We start from the raw sequence: 14,370 nt of genomic DNA, 5'->3' as shown, positions 1-14,370 counted from the left end.
AGTTGGGGAACTAGATGCGTCTATTGTCAGTTATTTGCGCCGGGCTTTGTGCTGGGCTTTTAGGTGTCGCACCAGCGAGCGCGCAGGACCGCGAAACACTTGGTTTCGGGCGTCTTCTTACCAATGATTTCTTTGGCGACAACGAGGACCGCTGGCGGACAGGGTCGTATTCTTACTCCTTGGTTCGCGGTTACGACTACGACGGGAGCCTGCCAACGACACCAGGGGCAATCCTCGAGTATCGCCTGCGCTCGGAGCTCATCGCACCGTCTGCGTTGAACGGTTCCGGGTCCAACGATCGTGCATATGTCGGCGCGCTGTCGGCTGGTCTACATACGCATTTCGCGCGCGGTGGCCTGGATATCACAGCAGGTGTCGATCTAGTTGCGGTCGGGCCGCAAACCGGAATGGCCGACATGCAAGACTGGTTCCACGACATTGTAAGCGCACCCAATATTTCTAGTTCAGTTGAATCCAATCAGGTGGCGAACGCCGTCTATCCGACCGCTTTAATGGATGTGTCTTATCCGATCGTAATCGGACAACGGACACAGTTGCGACCGTTCATCGAAACTCAATACGGCGTCGAAGACTTCGTGCGAGTGGGCGCTGATGTGCTGATTGGTGAGGTCCTGCACAACGACCTTTGGATCCGTGACAGTGCGTCTGGTCAGCTTTATAGCGGGATCGAAGAGGGTGTCGCCGGAAACGGATTTGTACTTGGTGCAGATTATGCCGTTGTCGGTGACAGCGCTTATTTCCCAGCAAATTTCGGTACTGTTGCAGAAGATGAACGTTTTCGCGCACGGGCAGGGATGCATTGGCGTCTTGGGCCGAACGTCTCTTATTTTTATGGCGTAACGTATCTTAGCGAAGAGTATGTTGGCCAACCTGAGGGCCAATTCATCGGGTCACTGAAACTCAATTTCAACTTTTAAACAAAAAGTTAACGGCTTTCCTTAAAGTCACTTGATCGGTTTGAATCACCTCTGTTAACGTCTGCTTCAGAACCCTGCACGCAGAGGCGGGGCAAGACAGAGGCAGTAACGGGCATGAAAACGGGCTTTAAGGGCACGTTCGTCATTTCCTGGTCACAAACGGAACTCGATGGGTTCTGGTCGGCACCGCTTGAAAACTTGCGGGTCGGGACAGCGTGGTCGTGGACAGGCGAAGCGGTGCGGGTGGATGGACCCGCAGACATTCTACCATTGGGCGACGCTGCGGGCGAAGCCGACATTCGAGCGCGGGCTGCAATGTCCGTACGCCGATTGCTACGGGCAGTTGAAGTCAACACATCACGGCTTGATCTGGTTCAGGTTGATGCTCCCCATTTCGAACAGAGTTTCACCGTCACAGACGGACACGAGACGTGGACAATAACGTTAATCGAAGGTGCTGTACCATCGGCACGTTTGTGTATGTTCATCGGTGAAATTCCGCCGCGCACCGCAGACCTTTGGATCGTAAATCACACGGTCGATCTGAAATCCCGTGACCAGAACGATGACCCAGCCGGTGGTGTGATCTGCTTTACGCCCGGCACCATGATCCAAACTGAAAACGGGTTGATGCGGGTCGAAGATATCAACGAAGGTGCGCGCGTTCAGACAAAAGACAACGGTTGCCAAGAAGTGTTGTGGACGGGCGCGCGACGCGTCACTGGTGCGCGGCTCTATGCGATGCCGCATCTGTGCCCGATCCGTTTGCGGGCGGGATCATTGGATAACGATGTGCCGGATGCCGGCCTGCTTGTCAGTCCCGATCATCGTGTCATGGTCAAAGGCGCGCGGGCGCGGGCCTTGTTCAATACGGACGAAGTTCTGGTGGCAGCACGTGATCTGGTGAATGATCAATCGATCTATGTTGACCGTTCGTTGCGTCAGGTCGACTACATCCACATGCTTTTGCCGAGCCATGAAGTAATGTTTGCCAATGGTGTCGAAAGCGAAAGCTTCCACCCCGCCAGCGCAGGCCTTGAGACACTTGATGAGCACGATCGCGCACGCCTATTCGCGCAGGTGCCCGAGATCGCTGCAGACGTCAACGCTTACGGTGCCTATGCGCGCCGTGTGGTTTCGGCATCTGAAGCAGCTATTCTACGCCACGACGCTGCTTAAGCGATGCGGCCGCTCGCCAGCTTTGTGAAAGGCCACTGGCAATTGCTGGTTTTGGCGGCACTTCTCTTTGCACTTTGGGACACGGACTACGTTTGGCCCTTGCGGGTAATGATCGTGCTTTTTCACGAGTTATCCCATGCTGGCATAGCTCTTCTGACGGGCGGGGAGGTTCTGGAGCTGACTATAAACCGGCGCGAGGGTGGTCAGGTCTCGTTTCGAGGCGGAAGCTATATTTGGACAGCAATGGCTGGATATCTTGGATCACTCTTCATCGGTGTGTGCTTATTCCTGATGGGGGTGCATACCCGATTGGATAGATACGTGACGATAGGGCTTGGGCTGATTATTCTGCTAACAACCGTCCTATTCGTTCGCGAATGGTTTGCGATTGCCTTCATGACCGTAACAGCCGTTGCCTTAATCGCGATGGGCTGGAAACTACCCCGTCAGATATCTGATCTGTTTTTGCGGCTTATTGGGCTGGTCAGCATGCTTTACGTTCCATGGGACATCGCCGTTGATACGATTTTCACGGGCAACCGCACCTCCTTGATGGCTACGGATGCTCAGGCAATTGCCTATCAGCTCGGCCTGACGGAAAAGATTGTAGGTGTGCTCTGGGTTATTGTTGCTTTGACTGTCACGGCACTGACACTGCGGTTCGCATTGCGATCGCCCAGCAACTTGGTCTTTCGGAGCACGTCAGATTTGCGTTGACTCATGATTGGCTCGCGCGTAGAGGGGCCGTTCATTGGTGTTGGTGGTTCCCGCAAGGGAGTGCCTGTCGGGCTTCGGCCAGAGGACAACGCCCTTCATAGCCCGCTTTGGGCGCTCTAATCGAAGGAGATCAGCGTATGACTAAACGTACCGCTGCCAAGTACAAAATTGACCGCCGGATGGGTGAAAACATCTGGGGTCGTCCGAAATCCCCTGTTAACCGTCGTGAATATGGCCCAGGCCAGCACGGTCAGCGCCGTAAGGGCAAATTGTCCGACTTCGGTATGCAGCTGCGCGCCAAGCAGAAGCTGAAAGGCTACTACGGCGACCTGACAGAGAAACAGTTCCGCCGCATCTTTACAGAAGCTGAACGTGTAAAAGGCGATACAGGTGAAAACTTGATTGGTTTGCTTGAGCGTCGTTTGGACGCTGTTGTGTACCGCGCCAAGTTCGTTCCAACTGTTTTCGCAGCGCGTCAGTTCGTGAACCACGGCCACGTCAAAGTGAACGGCAAGAAGGTAAACATCCCATCTTACCGCGTTAAAGAAGGCGACGTTATCGAGATCCGTGACCGTTCCAAGCAGAACGTTGCAGTGATCGACGCTGTTGCACTGACTGAGCGTGACGTTCCTGACTACATGGACGTTGACCACAACAAAATGACAGCGACATTCGTGCGCACTCCTGGTCTGGGTGACGTGCCGTATCCGGTCATGATGGAACCAAACCTCGTCATCGAATATTACGCTCAGAACTAAGTCTGGGCAGGGCGCACGCGCGCCGTTAAAGATAGGGCCTGCCACCTTCTGTGTGGCGGGCCTTTTTTGTTTTACGATCCGAAGGAAAGATCATGGCGATCACACCACAGCCTGGCATTATGGAAATTGACCTTTATGTCGGCGGCAAAAGCCATGTGGACGGGCTCAGCAATGTGTTGAAACTGTCCTCAAACGAGAACCCCTTGGGGTCTTCTGATGCCGCCAAAGAAGCCGTGGTGCGCGCGTCGCATACGTTGAATAGATATCCTTCGTCTGATCACGCATCCTTACGCGAAGCGATCGGTGACGTTTGGGGCCTGGACCCAGAGCGCATCATTTGTGGCGCTGGGTCCGACGAAATCATCGCATTCCTATGTCAGGCCTATGCCGGGCAGGGCGATGAGGTAATATACACAGAGCACGGGTTTGCGATGTATCGCATCGGAGCCTTGGCCGTCGGCGCAACCCCTGTTGAAGTAGCTGAACGAGAACGGGTCGTGGATGTCGATGCTATTCTGGCCGCCTGCACGAAGAAGACCAAGCTGGTCTTCATTGCCAATCCAGCAAACCCGACAGGTACGATGATCGGTGAAGCAGATGCCACACGGTTGGCCGAAGGTCTGCCTGAACAAGCTATTCTGGTGCTAGATGGGGCCTATGCAGAATATGTTGAGGGTTATGACGCCGGAAAACAGCTGGTTGAAAGCCGCGACAATGTTGTGATGACACGTACGTTTTCGAAGATTTACGGGTTGGGCGGCCTGCGGGTTGGCTACGGTTATGCGCCAAAGCCGATTCTTGATGTCTTGAACCGCATTCGTGGGCCATTCAATGTCTCTTCGGTAGGTTTGGTCGCGGCAGAAGCTGCTGTGCGTGATACCGCCCACACCGAAAAGTGCCGCGCGGAGAATGCCAAGCAGCGTGAATGGATGGCTGGGGCACTGGCCGAAATGGGGTTGCCGTCGGATACGTCCACGGCGAACTTCATTCTGGTGCGGTTTCCGTCCGCGGATGAAGCCAAAGCCTGTCACGATGCGCTGGCCAGTCAGGGCATCCTTTTGCGCTACGTTGCCAATTACGGTTTGCCAAACTGTATCCGGATCACCGTCGGTGATGAGGCGTCCTGCCGCCGTGTCGTCCACGCGATTGGGCAATTCAAAGGAGCATCCTAATGGCTGTTATGTATGACCGTGTTGCGTTGATCGGGCTTGGCCTGATCGCGTCATCGATGTTCTGGGCCATGAAGCGCGCCGACTTGGCGGGCGAAGTCGTTGGCTATGCCCGTTCAGAAGAAACGCGTTCTACCGCCCGTAGAATAGGGTTGTGTGATCGCATATGCGACAGCGCGATTGAGGCCGTTGAAGGCGCTGATTTGGTCATCCTATGCGTGCCAGTGGGCGCTATGGATAGCGTCGCTGCGCAGATCGCACCACACCTTAAGTCAGGCGCTGTTGTGTCGGATGTGGGTTCTGTAAAGCGGGCGGTGATCGACGCGATTGGCCCACACATTCCAGAAGGCGTACATTTTGTTCCTGCACACCCGCTTGCGGGGACAGAACAATCGGGGCCTGAGTCTGGCTTTGCGGAACTGTTTGATAACCGTTGGTGCCTGCTGACACCTAATGGGGCTGACACGTTTGAAACAGCGAAGCTGCGTAAATTCTGGGAGGCCTTGGGGTCCAAGGTCGATGAAATGGAAGCCGATCACCATGATCTGGTGTTGGCCGTGACATCGCATACGCCGCACTTGATCGCTTACACGATGGTTGGTGTGGCCGATGACTTGGGCCGCGTGACGGACACAGAAGTCGTCAATTTCTCGGCGGCAGGTTTTCGTGATTTCACGCGCATCGCCGCGTCCGACCCAACGATGTGGCGCGATGTGTTTTTGAACAACAAAGACGCGACTCTGGAAATTCTGGGCCGCTTTACCGAAGAACTGTTCGCTTTGCAGCGGGCGATCCGGCAAGGCGACGGCGATCACCTGCACGACTATTTCACCCGCACTCGCGCGGTTCGTCGTGGAATTATTGATGCGGGGCAGGATACAGACGCCGCGAATTTCGGCCGTTATCCGGCGAAATCATGAGGGCGCTGGCGGCTTCTCTAGTGCTTGCGCTTGTGGCGTCCTGCTCACGCGACGCCCCCGAGGCCGAAGCGCAAGTTGGCCCGGGAAATGTTTGTGGTGATCCGCAACTGTTTGGCGAAAGGATTGGTACCGTAGACGGTTCTGGCGCGTGCGGTGTTGAAAACGCGGTACGGCTGACGTCTGTGTCTGGTGTTACGCTTTCGACGCCAGCTACGATCACCTGTGGCACCGCGCGTGCCCTAAAAACATGGGTCGAGACGGGTGTTCGCCCAGTTGTCGGCGAAACGGGCGGCGGCGTGTCGTCGCTGCGTGTTGTGGCGCATTATTCGTGTCGCACCCGTAACAATCAATCCGGTGCGCGCCTGTCAGAACACAGCTTTGGTAACGCGATTGATATCGCAGGGATTGGCTTGGCTGATGGGACCGAAATGACGGTTCTTACGGATTGGGGAACGTCTGGTTATGGCGCCCAGCTACGCCAGATGTGGCGCGCGGCCTGTGGTCCGTTTGGCACGGTCCTTGGCCCCGAAGCTGATCGTCATCACCGCGATCATTTCCATTTTGATACCGCAGATTACCGCTCTGGCAGCTATTGTCGTTAACGAAGACGCGGAGCGGGACCCAGCGGAAGCGGCCCCAGTGACATTTGGCCGTCGGTGATCATCAGTGTGGTCGTCAACGTATCGGTAATATGGGGCGTCTCATCCAAACTGTCGATTATGCCCACGTAGAATAGACGTTGCTCGTCTGGGATCGCCCCAGCGATCACTGCGAGGTCTAGGACGGTTTGCCAGTTGCGCGCCGATAGCGTGATCGAACCGTTCAGAAGCCCTGCCTGATCAGGGACAACGTCACCAATCGCGGACAAAGACATCTCGCCCCACTCAAACGCAAATTCATGGATGCTCAGCATGTCAATTCGCGGTGGTGTTTCGCTGGCTCCGTTAAGCTGAAGGGGCGCGGACAGCACAACGTCGCCATCAAGGCGCAGGCTTTCAATGACTGCAGGTTGTGCGTTCTCAGGATCGAGCAGTTGCCGCAAGGCGTCGGGTAGAACGATCGCACGGGCCTCTATGTAGGCGTCATAGGTCTGGGTCGTTTCTGGAGTCAGGCGCATAGCCGCAAAGAGACGCGCAAGGGTTAGTTCCGCACCCTCCTCGGATTGTAGGCGCGGATTGAGCAGTTCTAGCTCAGCCTGTTCAAACGATAGGGATGCATTGGCACTGACCTGACCACGAGCGACCATTTCATCTGTAAACAGTGTCAGCCGCTCACCATCAATGATGAATACCTGTTCTTGGGGAAAGTAGGCGCGCACGTTGTTGGGCTGATAGGACAAAGCCAAAAGTTGAAAGATCGACGTTTCCCACCGCACAGCCGCATCGGGGCTATCAATAACAAGGTCTGTCAGCGTCGTGTCAAAACGAGACGGAAAGCCGCGCGTCTTGAGGGCGGAATAATCAATGTCCATCGGACCAGCATCGATTTCAACAAGGGCCTCTGCCAATCGCGATTGGATTTGCGATTTGCCGACGAACCAATATCCGCCATAAAGTAGGGCGAGAACAACGACAGCGACGATCAGTTTACGCATCTTTGGGCCTTTCACGAGCCAGTTGTTTGGTGTTTAGAGGAGCCGCAATGAAAGGGCCATGGCTTATGACAATGTGGGTGTTTGGGTACGGATCTTTGCTGTGGAATCCCGGTTTTGAACCAGTCGAAGCCGTGACAGCAACGCTGTCAGGTTATCACCGCAGCTTTTGTATGCTGTCGATTCACCACCGTGGCACAGTTGAAGACCCCGGATTGGTGTTGGCGCTGGATGAAGGCGACGCGACCTGCACGGGTGTTGCGTTTCGTGTCGCCGAGCATGATGAAGATCGTGTTTTGGCAGACCTGCGAGAACGCGAGCTAATTTCAAGCGCCTATGTTGAACGCCATTTGCCATTGGCGCTGCAAGACGGGCGCGACGTGGACGCGCTGGCCTATGTGATCAACCGTGACCACGAACAATACTGTCAGTTCGACCTTGAACGCCAAGCGCAGATGATCGCGCGGTCAGTCGGCGGGCGTGGCCCGAACCCTGAATATCTGTTCAACACCGCAGAGCATTTGGTGAAGATGGGGATCAGCGACCCTGATATGGACTGGTTGGTTAATCGCGTGCGTGCGCTGGGTTAATTTTGTTTGGGAAATGCGCGGCTTGCGCATATGTTAACCGCAACAAACAACAAAGAGGTGCCTGATCCCATGGCAACAGGGGACGATAAGGCCGAGCCGCAGTTCTCCCAACCTTGGCGCCAGATCATATTGATGCTGGTCGGCTTGGGCTTGGTCTGCGCAGGTGTCATCCTAGCCTTTCCGCGAGTCGGACCGGTCTTCTTGGCGAACCCCTACTTGAATGGGTTCATATTCGTCGTTTTCATTATCGGCGTGATGTCTTGTTTTTGGCAGGTCTGGCAGTTGATCAAATCGGTCAGCTGGATTGAGGGATTTGCCGGCGAAAACGAAGCCACGCAGCTTATCCAAGCTCCGGGCCTGTTGGCGCCGTTGGCGACGTTGATGCGGTCGCGCGGGGCGCGGATGCATCTGACGTCAAGTTCCAGCCGCTCTATCCTTGATTCCGTCTCTCAGCGGATCGATGAAGACCGAGAGATTACGCGATATATTGTTAATACTTTGATTTTCCTTGGCCTTCTGGGGACTTTTTATGGCTTGGCGACGACCGTTCCCGCCTTGGTGGACACGATCCGGTCTCTCACCCCGAATGAGGGCGAAAGCGGTGCAGATGTGTTTGTGCGTTTGCAGGCGGGGCTAGAAAGCCAGTTGGGCGGTATGGGAGTGGCCTTTGCGTCGTCCTTGTTGGGGCTTGCTGGGTCACTGGTTGTTGGGCTGTTGGAACTGTTTGCAGGCCACGGACAAAACCGATTTTACCGCGAACTCGAAGAGTGGCTGTCCTCGATCACCCGCGTCGGCCTTGCAGCGGGGGATGAAGCGGACGGTGAAACCACCGCAATGGCAGGTGTCGTTGACCATATGGTTGATCAAATGGAACGCATGCAAGACATGTTTGCCGCCTCAGAGGCGAGCCGGACAGAGGCCAATGAACGCATCGGCGCTTTGGCCGAAGTCGTAGAAGAGTTGGCAAAGAATACCGCAGGCACCGATGCAACAGAGCAGCTGTCCCGCGTCGCCAATGCGCAAGAACTATTGATTGTTGCGCTGAAAGATACTGGAATGGAAGGCATCGATGCCGAAAGTCGTATGCGGCTCCGGTCTATTGATGTGGGGATTTTGCGTATTCTCGAAGAAATGGCCGCTGGCCGACAAGAAGTCATTCACGATCTGCGCGCCGACATGGCCGGCCTAACCAAAGCTGTGCGCCAAGGCACGCGAGAGGCGCGCAAAACCAATCAGGACGGCACCTAAGCCATGGCGTTGAGCCGCAGAACAGGTGCGCGGTTCCAAGGCTCGATTTGGCCGGGGTTCGTTGATGCGATGACCGGCCTTTTGCTGGTTTTGATGTTTGTGCTGACCATATTCATGGTGCTGCAATTCGTTCTTCAAGAAACGATCACAGGTCAGGAAACTCAGCTGGACGAACTGTCGGCCGAAGTGGCCGCACTAGCGAACGCACTGGGGCTTGAGCAGGATCGCTCAGCCACGTTGGGGAACCAAGTCGGGGTTCTGGCGGGTGAGGTCACAGGACTGCAAGCGGATTTGACCGAAAGCGAACGTGCGGTGGCTGAGCAAAATGCGATAATCGCTCGTCTCACTGGAGAACGTGATGAGCTGTCAGCCGCTCTGTCAGACGCAGACACGCAGATCACGGGCTTTGAGGCACAGGTTGCAGGGTTGTTGGCACAACGCCGTGAGGCGCAGGTCACCATCGAGGGATTGGAAGCGCGTGAGGCTGAGCTACTGACAGCGCAAGACGCGGCGGCACTGGCGCTTGCGCAGGCCCGCACAGAGATTGACGAAGGCGAAGAAGCCGCGCGGTTGGCCGCCGCCCGTCGTGAAGCCCTTGAGGCGATGGTCGCAGAATTGGAAACCGAAGGGGCAGCGGCACAAGAACAGATCAACGAGTTGGAAGCCGAGTTGTTGGTCGATGCCGCCGCGGCGGAGGCGTTGCGTGAAAGGCTGGCAGGGGCAGACACCGAGATTACGGCGATGACGCTCGCGCTTGAGGAACAACGCCAACAAGCTGAAGACACTCTGACGTTGTTGGCTGCTGCTGAAATCGCGCGCGATGAACTCGACCAGAATCTTGCGATTGCATTGCTCGCTCAGCAAGAGGCGCAGGCCGCCGCCGACGCCATGGGGCTGGATCGCGACGCTTTGGCCGAGCGATTGGCCGCCGCTCTGGATGACGCAGGAGCGACAACACAAAGCATGGACGCGCTCGAGGCCCAGCTCGCCGATGCGCTGATCGCGCGTACTGGACTTGAACAAGAGTTGCAGACCGCCACGACGGATCGGGACACATTGGGCGTTGAGTTGGCGGCAGCGGTTGCGGCGTTGGCTGCAGCCCAGTCTCAGTCAGGTTTGGCCGAAGCGGATAATGATCGCCAGACAGCACTGTTGGCGCAAGCGAATGCCGCATTGGCGGAACAAGAAGCACTGTCATCAGAGAGCCAGCGTCAGGTAGCCCTGCTGAACCAACAAGTGACTACGTTGCGCGGGCAGTTGGATCAGCTACAGGGGCTGCTTGACTTGGCGAACGACGAAGATGTCTCGGCTAATGTGCAGATCGAGACCCTGACCCAAGACCTTAATACGGCAATGGCGCGAGCGCTGCTGGCGGAGCAGCGTAACAACGCGCTTGAGGCAGCGGAAGTTGCACGGCTTGCTGCCGAAGCCGAAGAACTTGAGCGGTACAGGTCTGATTTCTTGGGGTTGTTGCGCGTTGTTTTGGAGGACGTGGACGGGGTGCGGATCGAAGGCGATCGGTTCGTATTCTCGTCTGAGGTCTTGTTTGAGCAGGGTGCTGCGGAGCTGTCGGCTGAAGGGCGGGGCGAGATTGCGAAGGTTGCTCAGATATTACGGGACGTCGCGAGTGATATTCCCGACGAGATTGAATGGGTCATCCGCGTCGATGGCCACACTGATAATGTGCCGCTGTCGGGTGCAGGGGAATTCGCGAATAATTGGGAACTTAGCCAAGCGCGGGCGCTTTCTGTCGTTCTTTATATGGTGAATTCACTAGGTATTCCGCCAGACCGGTTAGCCGCGAACGGGTTCGGACAGTATCAGCCGATCAACCCAGGGGATACGGACGCCGCCCGCGCCCAAAACCGCCGTATCGAATTGAAGCTCACCGAGCGGTAATCCAATGGAGCGGCTACACCGCCCATGATTTTTGGTGTGTTGTGTTGGCGTGAGCCAATCGCGGTTAGGGGAGGGTGACTGTGGCGGTCTGGCGATCCAGTTCAATGCCGTCACGGCTGTGGATTACGACACCGGTGTAAATGCCAGATTGCCAGCCTGCGTCTGGCGCGTTCAATCCACCTGCGCGCATGAAGAGGGCTTGTTGGCGATCTAGGACATCATCTGTTTCAAACAGCGGGCCGTCGGGACCATCGATTGCAATGTGCAATAAGTCACCCGGTCGTGCCCCAAACGCAAAGGCCCAAAGTACTATGGGCGCGTTTGCGGATAGTTCGGACGCTGCTGCTGTTCCAGCTTTGACGTCGAGATATTCCGGCACTTTGTCGGCAAACCCAGTGGTTATTAGACCTCCAAGCGGAGTGTCGAGCGGCAGGTGCCAAAGTGTGACATCTGAAGGTTCATTACACGTGATCTGACCGTCGGGATCAAACGGATCCACCATATTTCCGTCACGGCGCACAACGATATGGACGTGGGGGAATTGGGTGCGCCCTGAAAGGCCGACTTCGCCAAGAATATCGCCGGTTTCGACGATGTCCCCTGTTTGCACAACGACAGAGCCTTCTTTCATGTGGCAATACTGGGTTTCCCAACCATCGCCGTGGGCGATGACCACGCCATTGCCGCAGTCCCGTCCATTGATTTCGCCAGCAAGGTCGGGGGTATAGATGACGTCACGCATGTCGTTGCGGACGCCGCGCACCGTGCCGGAGGCCGACGCGAGAACGTCAACACCAGCGTCCATGTCAGCGAGCGAGTGCAGGCCGAAGTCAGTGCCATTATGCGTGTCATAGGACAGCGCGCCGCATTGGAAATCTGAAGCAGCTTCGCTGGGGTCGTGATCGACGTAGTTCTGGATATAGCAGGTCTCACCGAGCACGCAGTCGATCGGGAGGTCCAATTGAAAATCCCGCGCCATGGCGGGCATGGCGCAGGATATCATAAGTGCAGTCAGGCGTATCACTAGTCCGCAGCGAGAAGCGGCGGTTTGTCTTTTGAGATACGAGCCTTTTCTGGTGGTTCGATCTGGAGATCCAGTTCGCCCTTTTTGGTACCAACTTTGACGTGGCCACCTTTGGCCAGCTGTCCGAATAGCAGTTCTTCGGCCAGTGGTTTCTTGATGTATTCTTGGATGACGCGGCCCAAGGGGCGCGCACCCATTTTGTCGTCGTAACCTTTGTCGGCCAACCATTCGGCGGCTGGGCGGGTCAGTTCGATGGACACGTTGCGATCCATGAGTTGTGCTTCGAGTTGTAGCACGAACTTTTCGACCACTTGCAGGATAACTTCTTTGCCGAGTGGCGCGAAGGAAACCACCGCGTCAAGACGGTTGCGGAATTCCGGCGTGAACGTCTTTTCGAGGGCTGCTGTGTCTTCGCCGGTACGACGATCACGACCAAAGCCGATCGCCTCTTTCGCCATCTCAGAGGCACCTGCGTTGGATGTCATAATGATGATGACATTGCGGAAATCCGTTGTCCGACCATTATGATCAGTCAGTTTGCCGTGATCCATCACCTGCAGCAGGATGTTGTAGACGTCCGGGTGAGCCTTTTCCATTTCATCAAGCAAAAGCACGCAGTGCGGGTTTTGATCGACGCCGTCGGTCAACATGCCGCCTTGGTCAAAGCCGACATAGCCCGGAGGCGCACCGATCAGACGGGAAACCGCGTGTTTCTCCATGTATTCGGACATATCAAACCGCAAGAGTTCGACGCCCAAAGTATCTGCCAGCTGTTTGGCGACCTCGGTTTTACCTACACCTGTTGGGCCTGCGAACAGGTAGTTGCCGATGGGTTTTTCAGGTTCACGAAGGCCCGCACGGGACAGTTTGATTGCCGAGGACAGCGCGACAATGGCGTCGTCCTGACCGAACACGACCCGCTTGAGGCTAGATTCGAGATCCTTGAGCACCTCAGCGTCGTCTTTCGTAACGTTCTTAGGTGGGATGCGTGCGATTTTCGCGACGACCGCTTCGATTTCCTTGGCGCCAATGGTTTTACGGCGTTTGGATTCCGCGACCAGATGTTGAGCAGCGCCCGCTTCGTCAATTACGTCAATCGCCTTATCCGGCAATTTGCGGTCGTTGATATAGCGCGCGGCCAATTCTACAGCAGATTTGATCGCGTCAGCAGTGTATTTGATCTGGTGGTGGTCCTCGAAGTACGGCTTCAGTCCTTTGAGGATCTTGATGGAATCCTCAACAGACGGTTCGTTCACGTCGATCTTTTGGAAACGACGGGCCAAGGCACGGTCTTTTTCGAAGTGCTGGCGGAACTCCTTATAGGTCGTAGAGCCCATGCAGCGCAGTTTTCCGCCTGCCAAAGCAGGTTTCAGCAAGTTGGACGCATCCATCGCGCCGCCGGACGTCGCGCCAGCGCCAATCACGGTATGGATTTCATCGATGAACAGTACGGCGTCATCGTGATCTTCCATTTCGGTCATCACAGCCTTGAGGCGTTCTTCAAAGTCGCCACGGTAACGGGTGCCTGCTAGCAGTGCGCCCATATCCAAGGAGTAGATTGTAGTGCTAGACAGAACGTCAGGCACTTCACCTTCGACGATTTTTCGTGCCAGACCTTCGGCAATGGCAGTTTTGCCAACGCCTGGATCACCAACGAGCAGAGGATTGTTCTTGCGGCGGCGGCACAGGACCTGCACGCAGCGTTCAACTTCGTGACTGCGACCGATCAGTGGATCAACATCGCCTTCGGAGGCTTTGACATTGAGATCAACGCAGTATTTGGCCAAAGCGCTTTCGTCTTTGCTTTCTTCGCCAGCGACATCGGCTTCTTCGTCCAGAGTTGGCGCACCAGAAACCGGGCGGCTTTCGCCGAATGCGGGGTCTTTGGCGACACCGTGGGCGATGAAGTTCACAGCGTCATAACGAGTCATGTCCTGATCTTGTAAAAAGTAGGCAGCGTTACTTTCGCGTTCCGCAAAGATCGCGACAAGGACGTTGGCGCCCGTGACTTCGGTACGGCCAGAGGATTGTACGTGGATCGCAGCACGTTGAATGACGCGCTGGAATGCGGCCGTTGGAACGGCTTCAGAACCTTCAACCTCGGTGACGAGGGTTGAGAGGTCGTCGTCGATAAAATCCTCGAGCGTTTTGCGAAGTTCATCCAGATCAACGGAACAGGCCTTCATTACGCGGGCCGCGTCAGGTTCATCAACCAACGCGAGCAACAGATGCTCAAGCGTGGCGAGTTCGTGTTTTTTGGCATTGGCAAGCGCCAAGGCGCCATGAATGGACTGCTCAAGCGTGGTGGAGAATGATGGCACGTTGGTGCTCCTTCTT

At 55.9% G+C, this 14,370-nt stretch carries 13 protein-coding genes; 10 read left to right on the top strand and 3 right to left on the bottom strand.

Annotated features, from left to right (window positions below):
* Positions 1–14: 14 nt before the first annotated feature.
* The 7 genes from L0666_RS15875 to L0666_RS15845 all read left to right on the top strand — a co-directional run bounded on the left by L0666_RS15875 (position 15) and on the right by L0666_RS15845 (position 6,283).
* Entirely contained in the window at positions 15–938 is a 924-nt protein-coding gene (locus L0666_RS15875) for a lipid A-modifier LpxR family protein (RefSeq protein ID WP_235262367.1), read from the top strand.
* 114 nt (positions 939–1,052) lie between these two features.
* Positions 1,053–2,117: a Hint domain-containing protein gene (locus L0666_RS15870; RefSeq protein WP_235262366.1), complete on the top strand. Its 1,065-nt coding sequence runs from the start codon at positions 1,053–1,055 to the stop codon at positions 2,115–2,117.
* Between the two features lie 3 nt (positions 2,118–2,120).
* Positions 2,121–2,834, top strand: a complete 714-nt coding sequence (locus L0666_RS15865; RefSeq protein WP_235262365.1) for a M50 family metallopeptidase — start codon at positions 2,121–2,123, stop codon at positions 2,832–2,834.
* A gap of 137 nt (positions 2,835–2,971) precedes the next feature.
* Positions 2,972–3,592, top strand: coding sequence for a 30S ribosomal protein S4 (rpsD, locus tag L0666_RS15860; protein ID WP_235262364.1), 621 nt, complete (start codon positions 2,972–2,974; stop codon positions 3,590–3,592).
* Positions 3,593–3,684: 92 nt separating this feature from the next.
* Positions 3,685–4,764 (top strand): histidinol-phosphate transaminase, encoded by a 1,080-nt coding sequence (gene hisC, locus L0666_RS15855; protein ID WP_235262363.1) that lies wholly within the window; start codon positions 3,685–3,687, stop codon positions 4,762–4,764.
* The gene (locus L0666_RS15850) at positions 4,764–5,681 is read left to right on the top strand and encodes a prephenate/arogenate dehydrogenase family protein (protein WP_235262362.1); all 918 of its coding nucleotides are present in this window, start codon (positions 4,764–4,766) and stop codon (positions 5,679–5,681) included. The genes hisC and L0666_RS15850 overlap by 1 nt, the downstream gene beginning before the upstream one ends.
* Entirely contained in the window at positions 5,678–6,283 is a 606-nt protein-coding gene (locus tag L0666_RS15845) for an extensin-like domain-containing protein (protein ID WP_235262361.1), read from the top strand. Before L0666_RS15850 ends, L0666_RS15845 begins: the two co-directional genes overlap by 4 nt.
* Here L0666_RS15845 and L0666_RS15840 read toward each other — a convergent pair.
* Positions 6,280–7,275, bottom strand: coding sequence for a DUF2125 domain-containing protein (locus tag L0666_RS15840; RefSeq protein ID WP_235262360.1), 996 nt, complete (start codon positions 7,273–7,275; stop codon positions 6,280–6,282). The genes L0666_RS15845 and L0666_RS15840 overlap by 4 nt on opposite strands.
* A 65-nt stretch (positions 7,276–7,340) precedes the next feature.
* Between L0666_RS15840 and L0666_RS15835 the strand changes: the two genes are divergently transcribed.
* The 3 genes from L0666_RS15835 to L0666_RS15825 all read left to right on the top strand — a co-directional run bounded on the left by L0666_RS15835 (position 7,341) and on the right by L0666_RS15825 (position 11,009).
* On the top strand, positions 7,341–7,862 hold the full coding sequence (locus L0666_RS15835; RefSeq protein ID WP_235262530.1) for a gamma-glutamylcyclotransferase: 522 nt from the start codon (positions 7,341–7,343) through the stop codon (positions 7,860–7,862).
* Positions 7,863–7,931: 69 nt separating this feature from the next.
* Complete coding sequence (locus L0666_RS15830; RefSeq protein WP_235262529.1) at positions 7,932–9,110, top strand: biopolymer transporter ExbB; 1,179 nt, start codon at positions 7,932–7,934, stop codon at positions 9,108–9,110.
* Positions 9,111–9,113: 3 nt separating this feature from the next.
* The gene (locus L0666_RS15825; protein ID WP_235262359.1) at positions 9,114–11,009 is read left to right on the top strand and encodes a peptidoglycan -binding protein; all 1,896 of its coding nucleotides are present in this window, start codon (positions 9,114–9,116) and stop codon (positions 11,007–11,009) included.
* A 64-nt stretch (positions 11,010–11,073) separates the two neighbouring features.
* Here the strand turns inward: L0666_RS15825 and L0666_RS15820 are convergent, their stop codons facing one another.
* Complete coding sequence (locus L0666_RS15820; RefSeq protein ID WP_235262358.1) at positions 11,074–11,988, bottom strand: M23 family metallopeptidase; 915 nt, start codon at positions 11,986–11,988, stop codon at positions 11,074–11,076.
* 44 nt (positions 11,989–12,032) lie between these two features.
* Positions 12,033–14,354 carry an ATP-dependent Clp protease ATP-binding subunit ClpA gene (gene clpA, locus L0666_RS15815; RefSeq protein WP_235262357.1) on the bottom strand — a complete coding sequence of 774 codons (2,322 nt, stop codon included), beginning with the start codon at positions 14,352–14,354 and terminating at the stop codon, positions 12,033–12,035.
* Positions 14,355–14,370 lie beyond the last annotated feature (16 nt).

Origin of the sequence: Octadecabacter algicola (assembly GCF_021532625.1) — a bacterium.
In the GTDB taxonomy this organism is placed as follows: Bacteria; Pseudomonadota; Alphaproteobacteria; order Rhodobacterales; family Rhodobacteraceae; genus Octadecabacter; species Octadecabacter algicola.
This window is presented reverse-complemented; position numbering and strand designations above follow the sequence as displayed.

Coding starts and splice junctions, on each gene's coding strand:
- L0666_RS15875 (WP_235262367.1), top strand. CDS start 15: ATGCGTCTATTGTCAGTTATTTGCGCCGGGCTTTGTGCTGGGCTTTTA.
- L0666_RS15870 (WP_235262366.1), top strand. CDS start 1,053: ATGAAAACGGGCTTTAAGGGCACGTTCGTCATTTCCTGGTCACAAACG.
- L0666_RS15865 (WP_235262365.1), top strand. CDS start 2,121: ATGCGGCCGCTCGCCAGCTTTGTGAAAGGCCACTGGCAATTGCTGGTT.
- rpsD (WP_235262364.1), top strand. CDS start 2,972: ATGACTAAACGTACCGCTGCCAAGTACAAAATTGACCGCCGGATGGGT.
- hisC (WP_235262363.1), top strand. CDS start 3,685: ATGGCGATCACACCACAGCCTGGCATTATGGAAATTGACCTTTATGTC.
- L0666_RS15850 (WP_235262362.1), top strand. CDS start 4,764: ATGGCTGTTATGTATGACCGTGTTGCGTTGATCGGGCTTGGCCTGATC.
- L0666_RS15845 (WP_235262361.1), top strand. CDS start 5,678: ATGAGGGCGCTGGCGGCTTCTCTAGTGCTTGCGCTTGTGGCGTCCTGC.
- L0666_RS15840 (WP_235262360.1), bottom strand. CDS start 7,275: ATGCGTAAACTGATCGTCGCTGTCGTTGTTCTCGCCCTACTTTATGGC.
- L0666_RS15835 (WP_235262530.1), top strand. CDS start 7,341: ATGACAATGTGGGTGTTTGGGTACGGATCTTTGCTGTGGAATCCCGGT.
- L0666_RS15830 (WP_235262529.1), top strand. CDS start 7,932: ATGGCAACAGGGGACGATAAGGCCGAGCCGCAGTTCTCCCAACCTTGG.
- L0666_RS15825 (WP_235262359.1), top strand. CDS start 9,114: ATGGCGTTGAGCCGCAGAACAGGTGCGCGGTTCCAAGGCTCGATTTGG.
- L0666_RS15820 (WP_235262358.1), bottom strand. CDS start 11,988: ATGGCGCGGGATTTTCAATTGGACCTCCCGATCGACTGCGTGCTCGGT.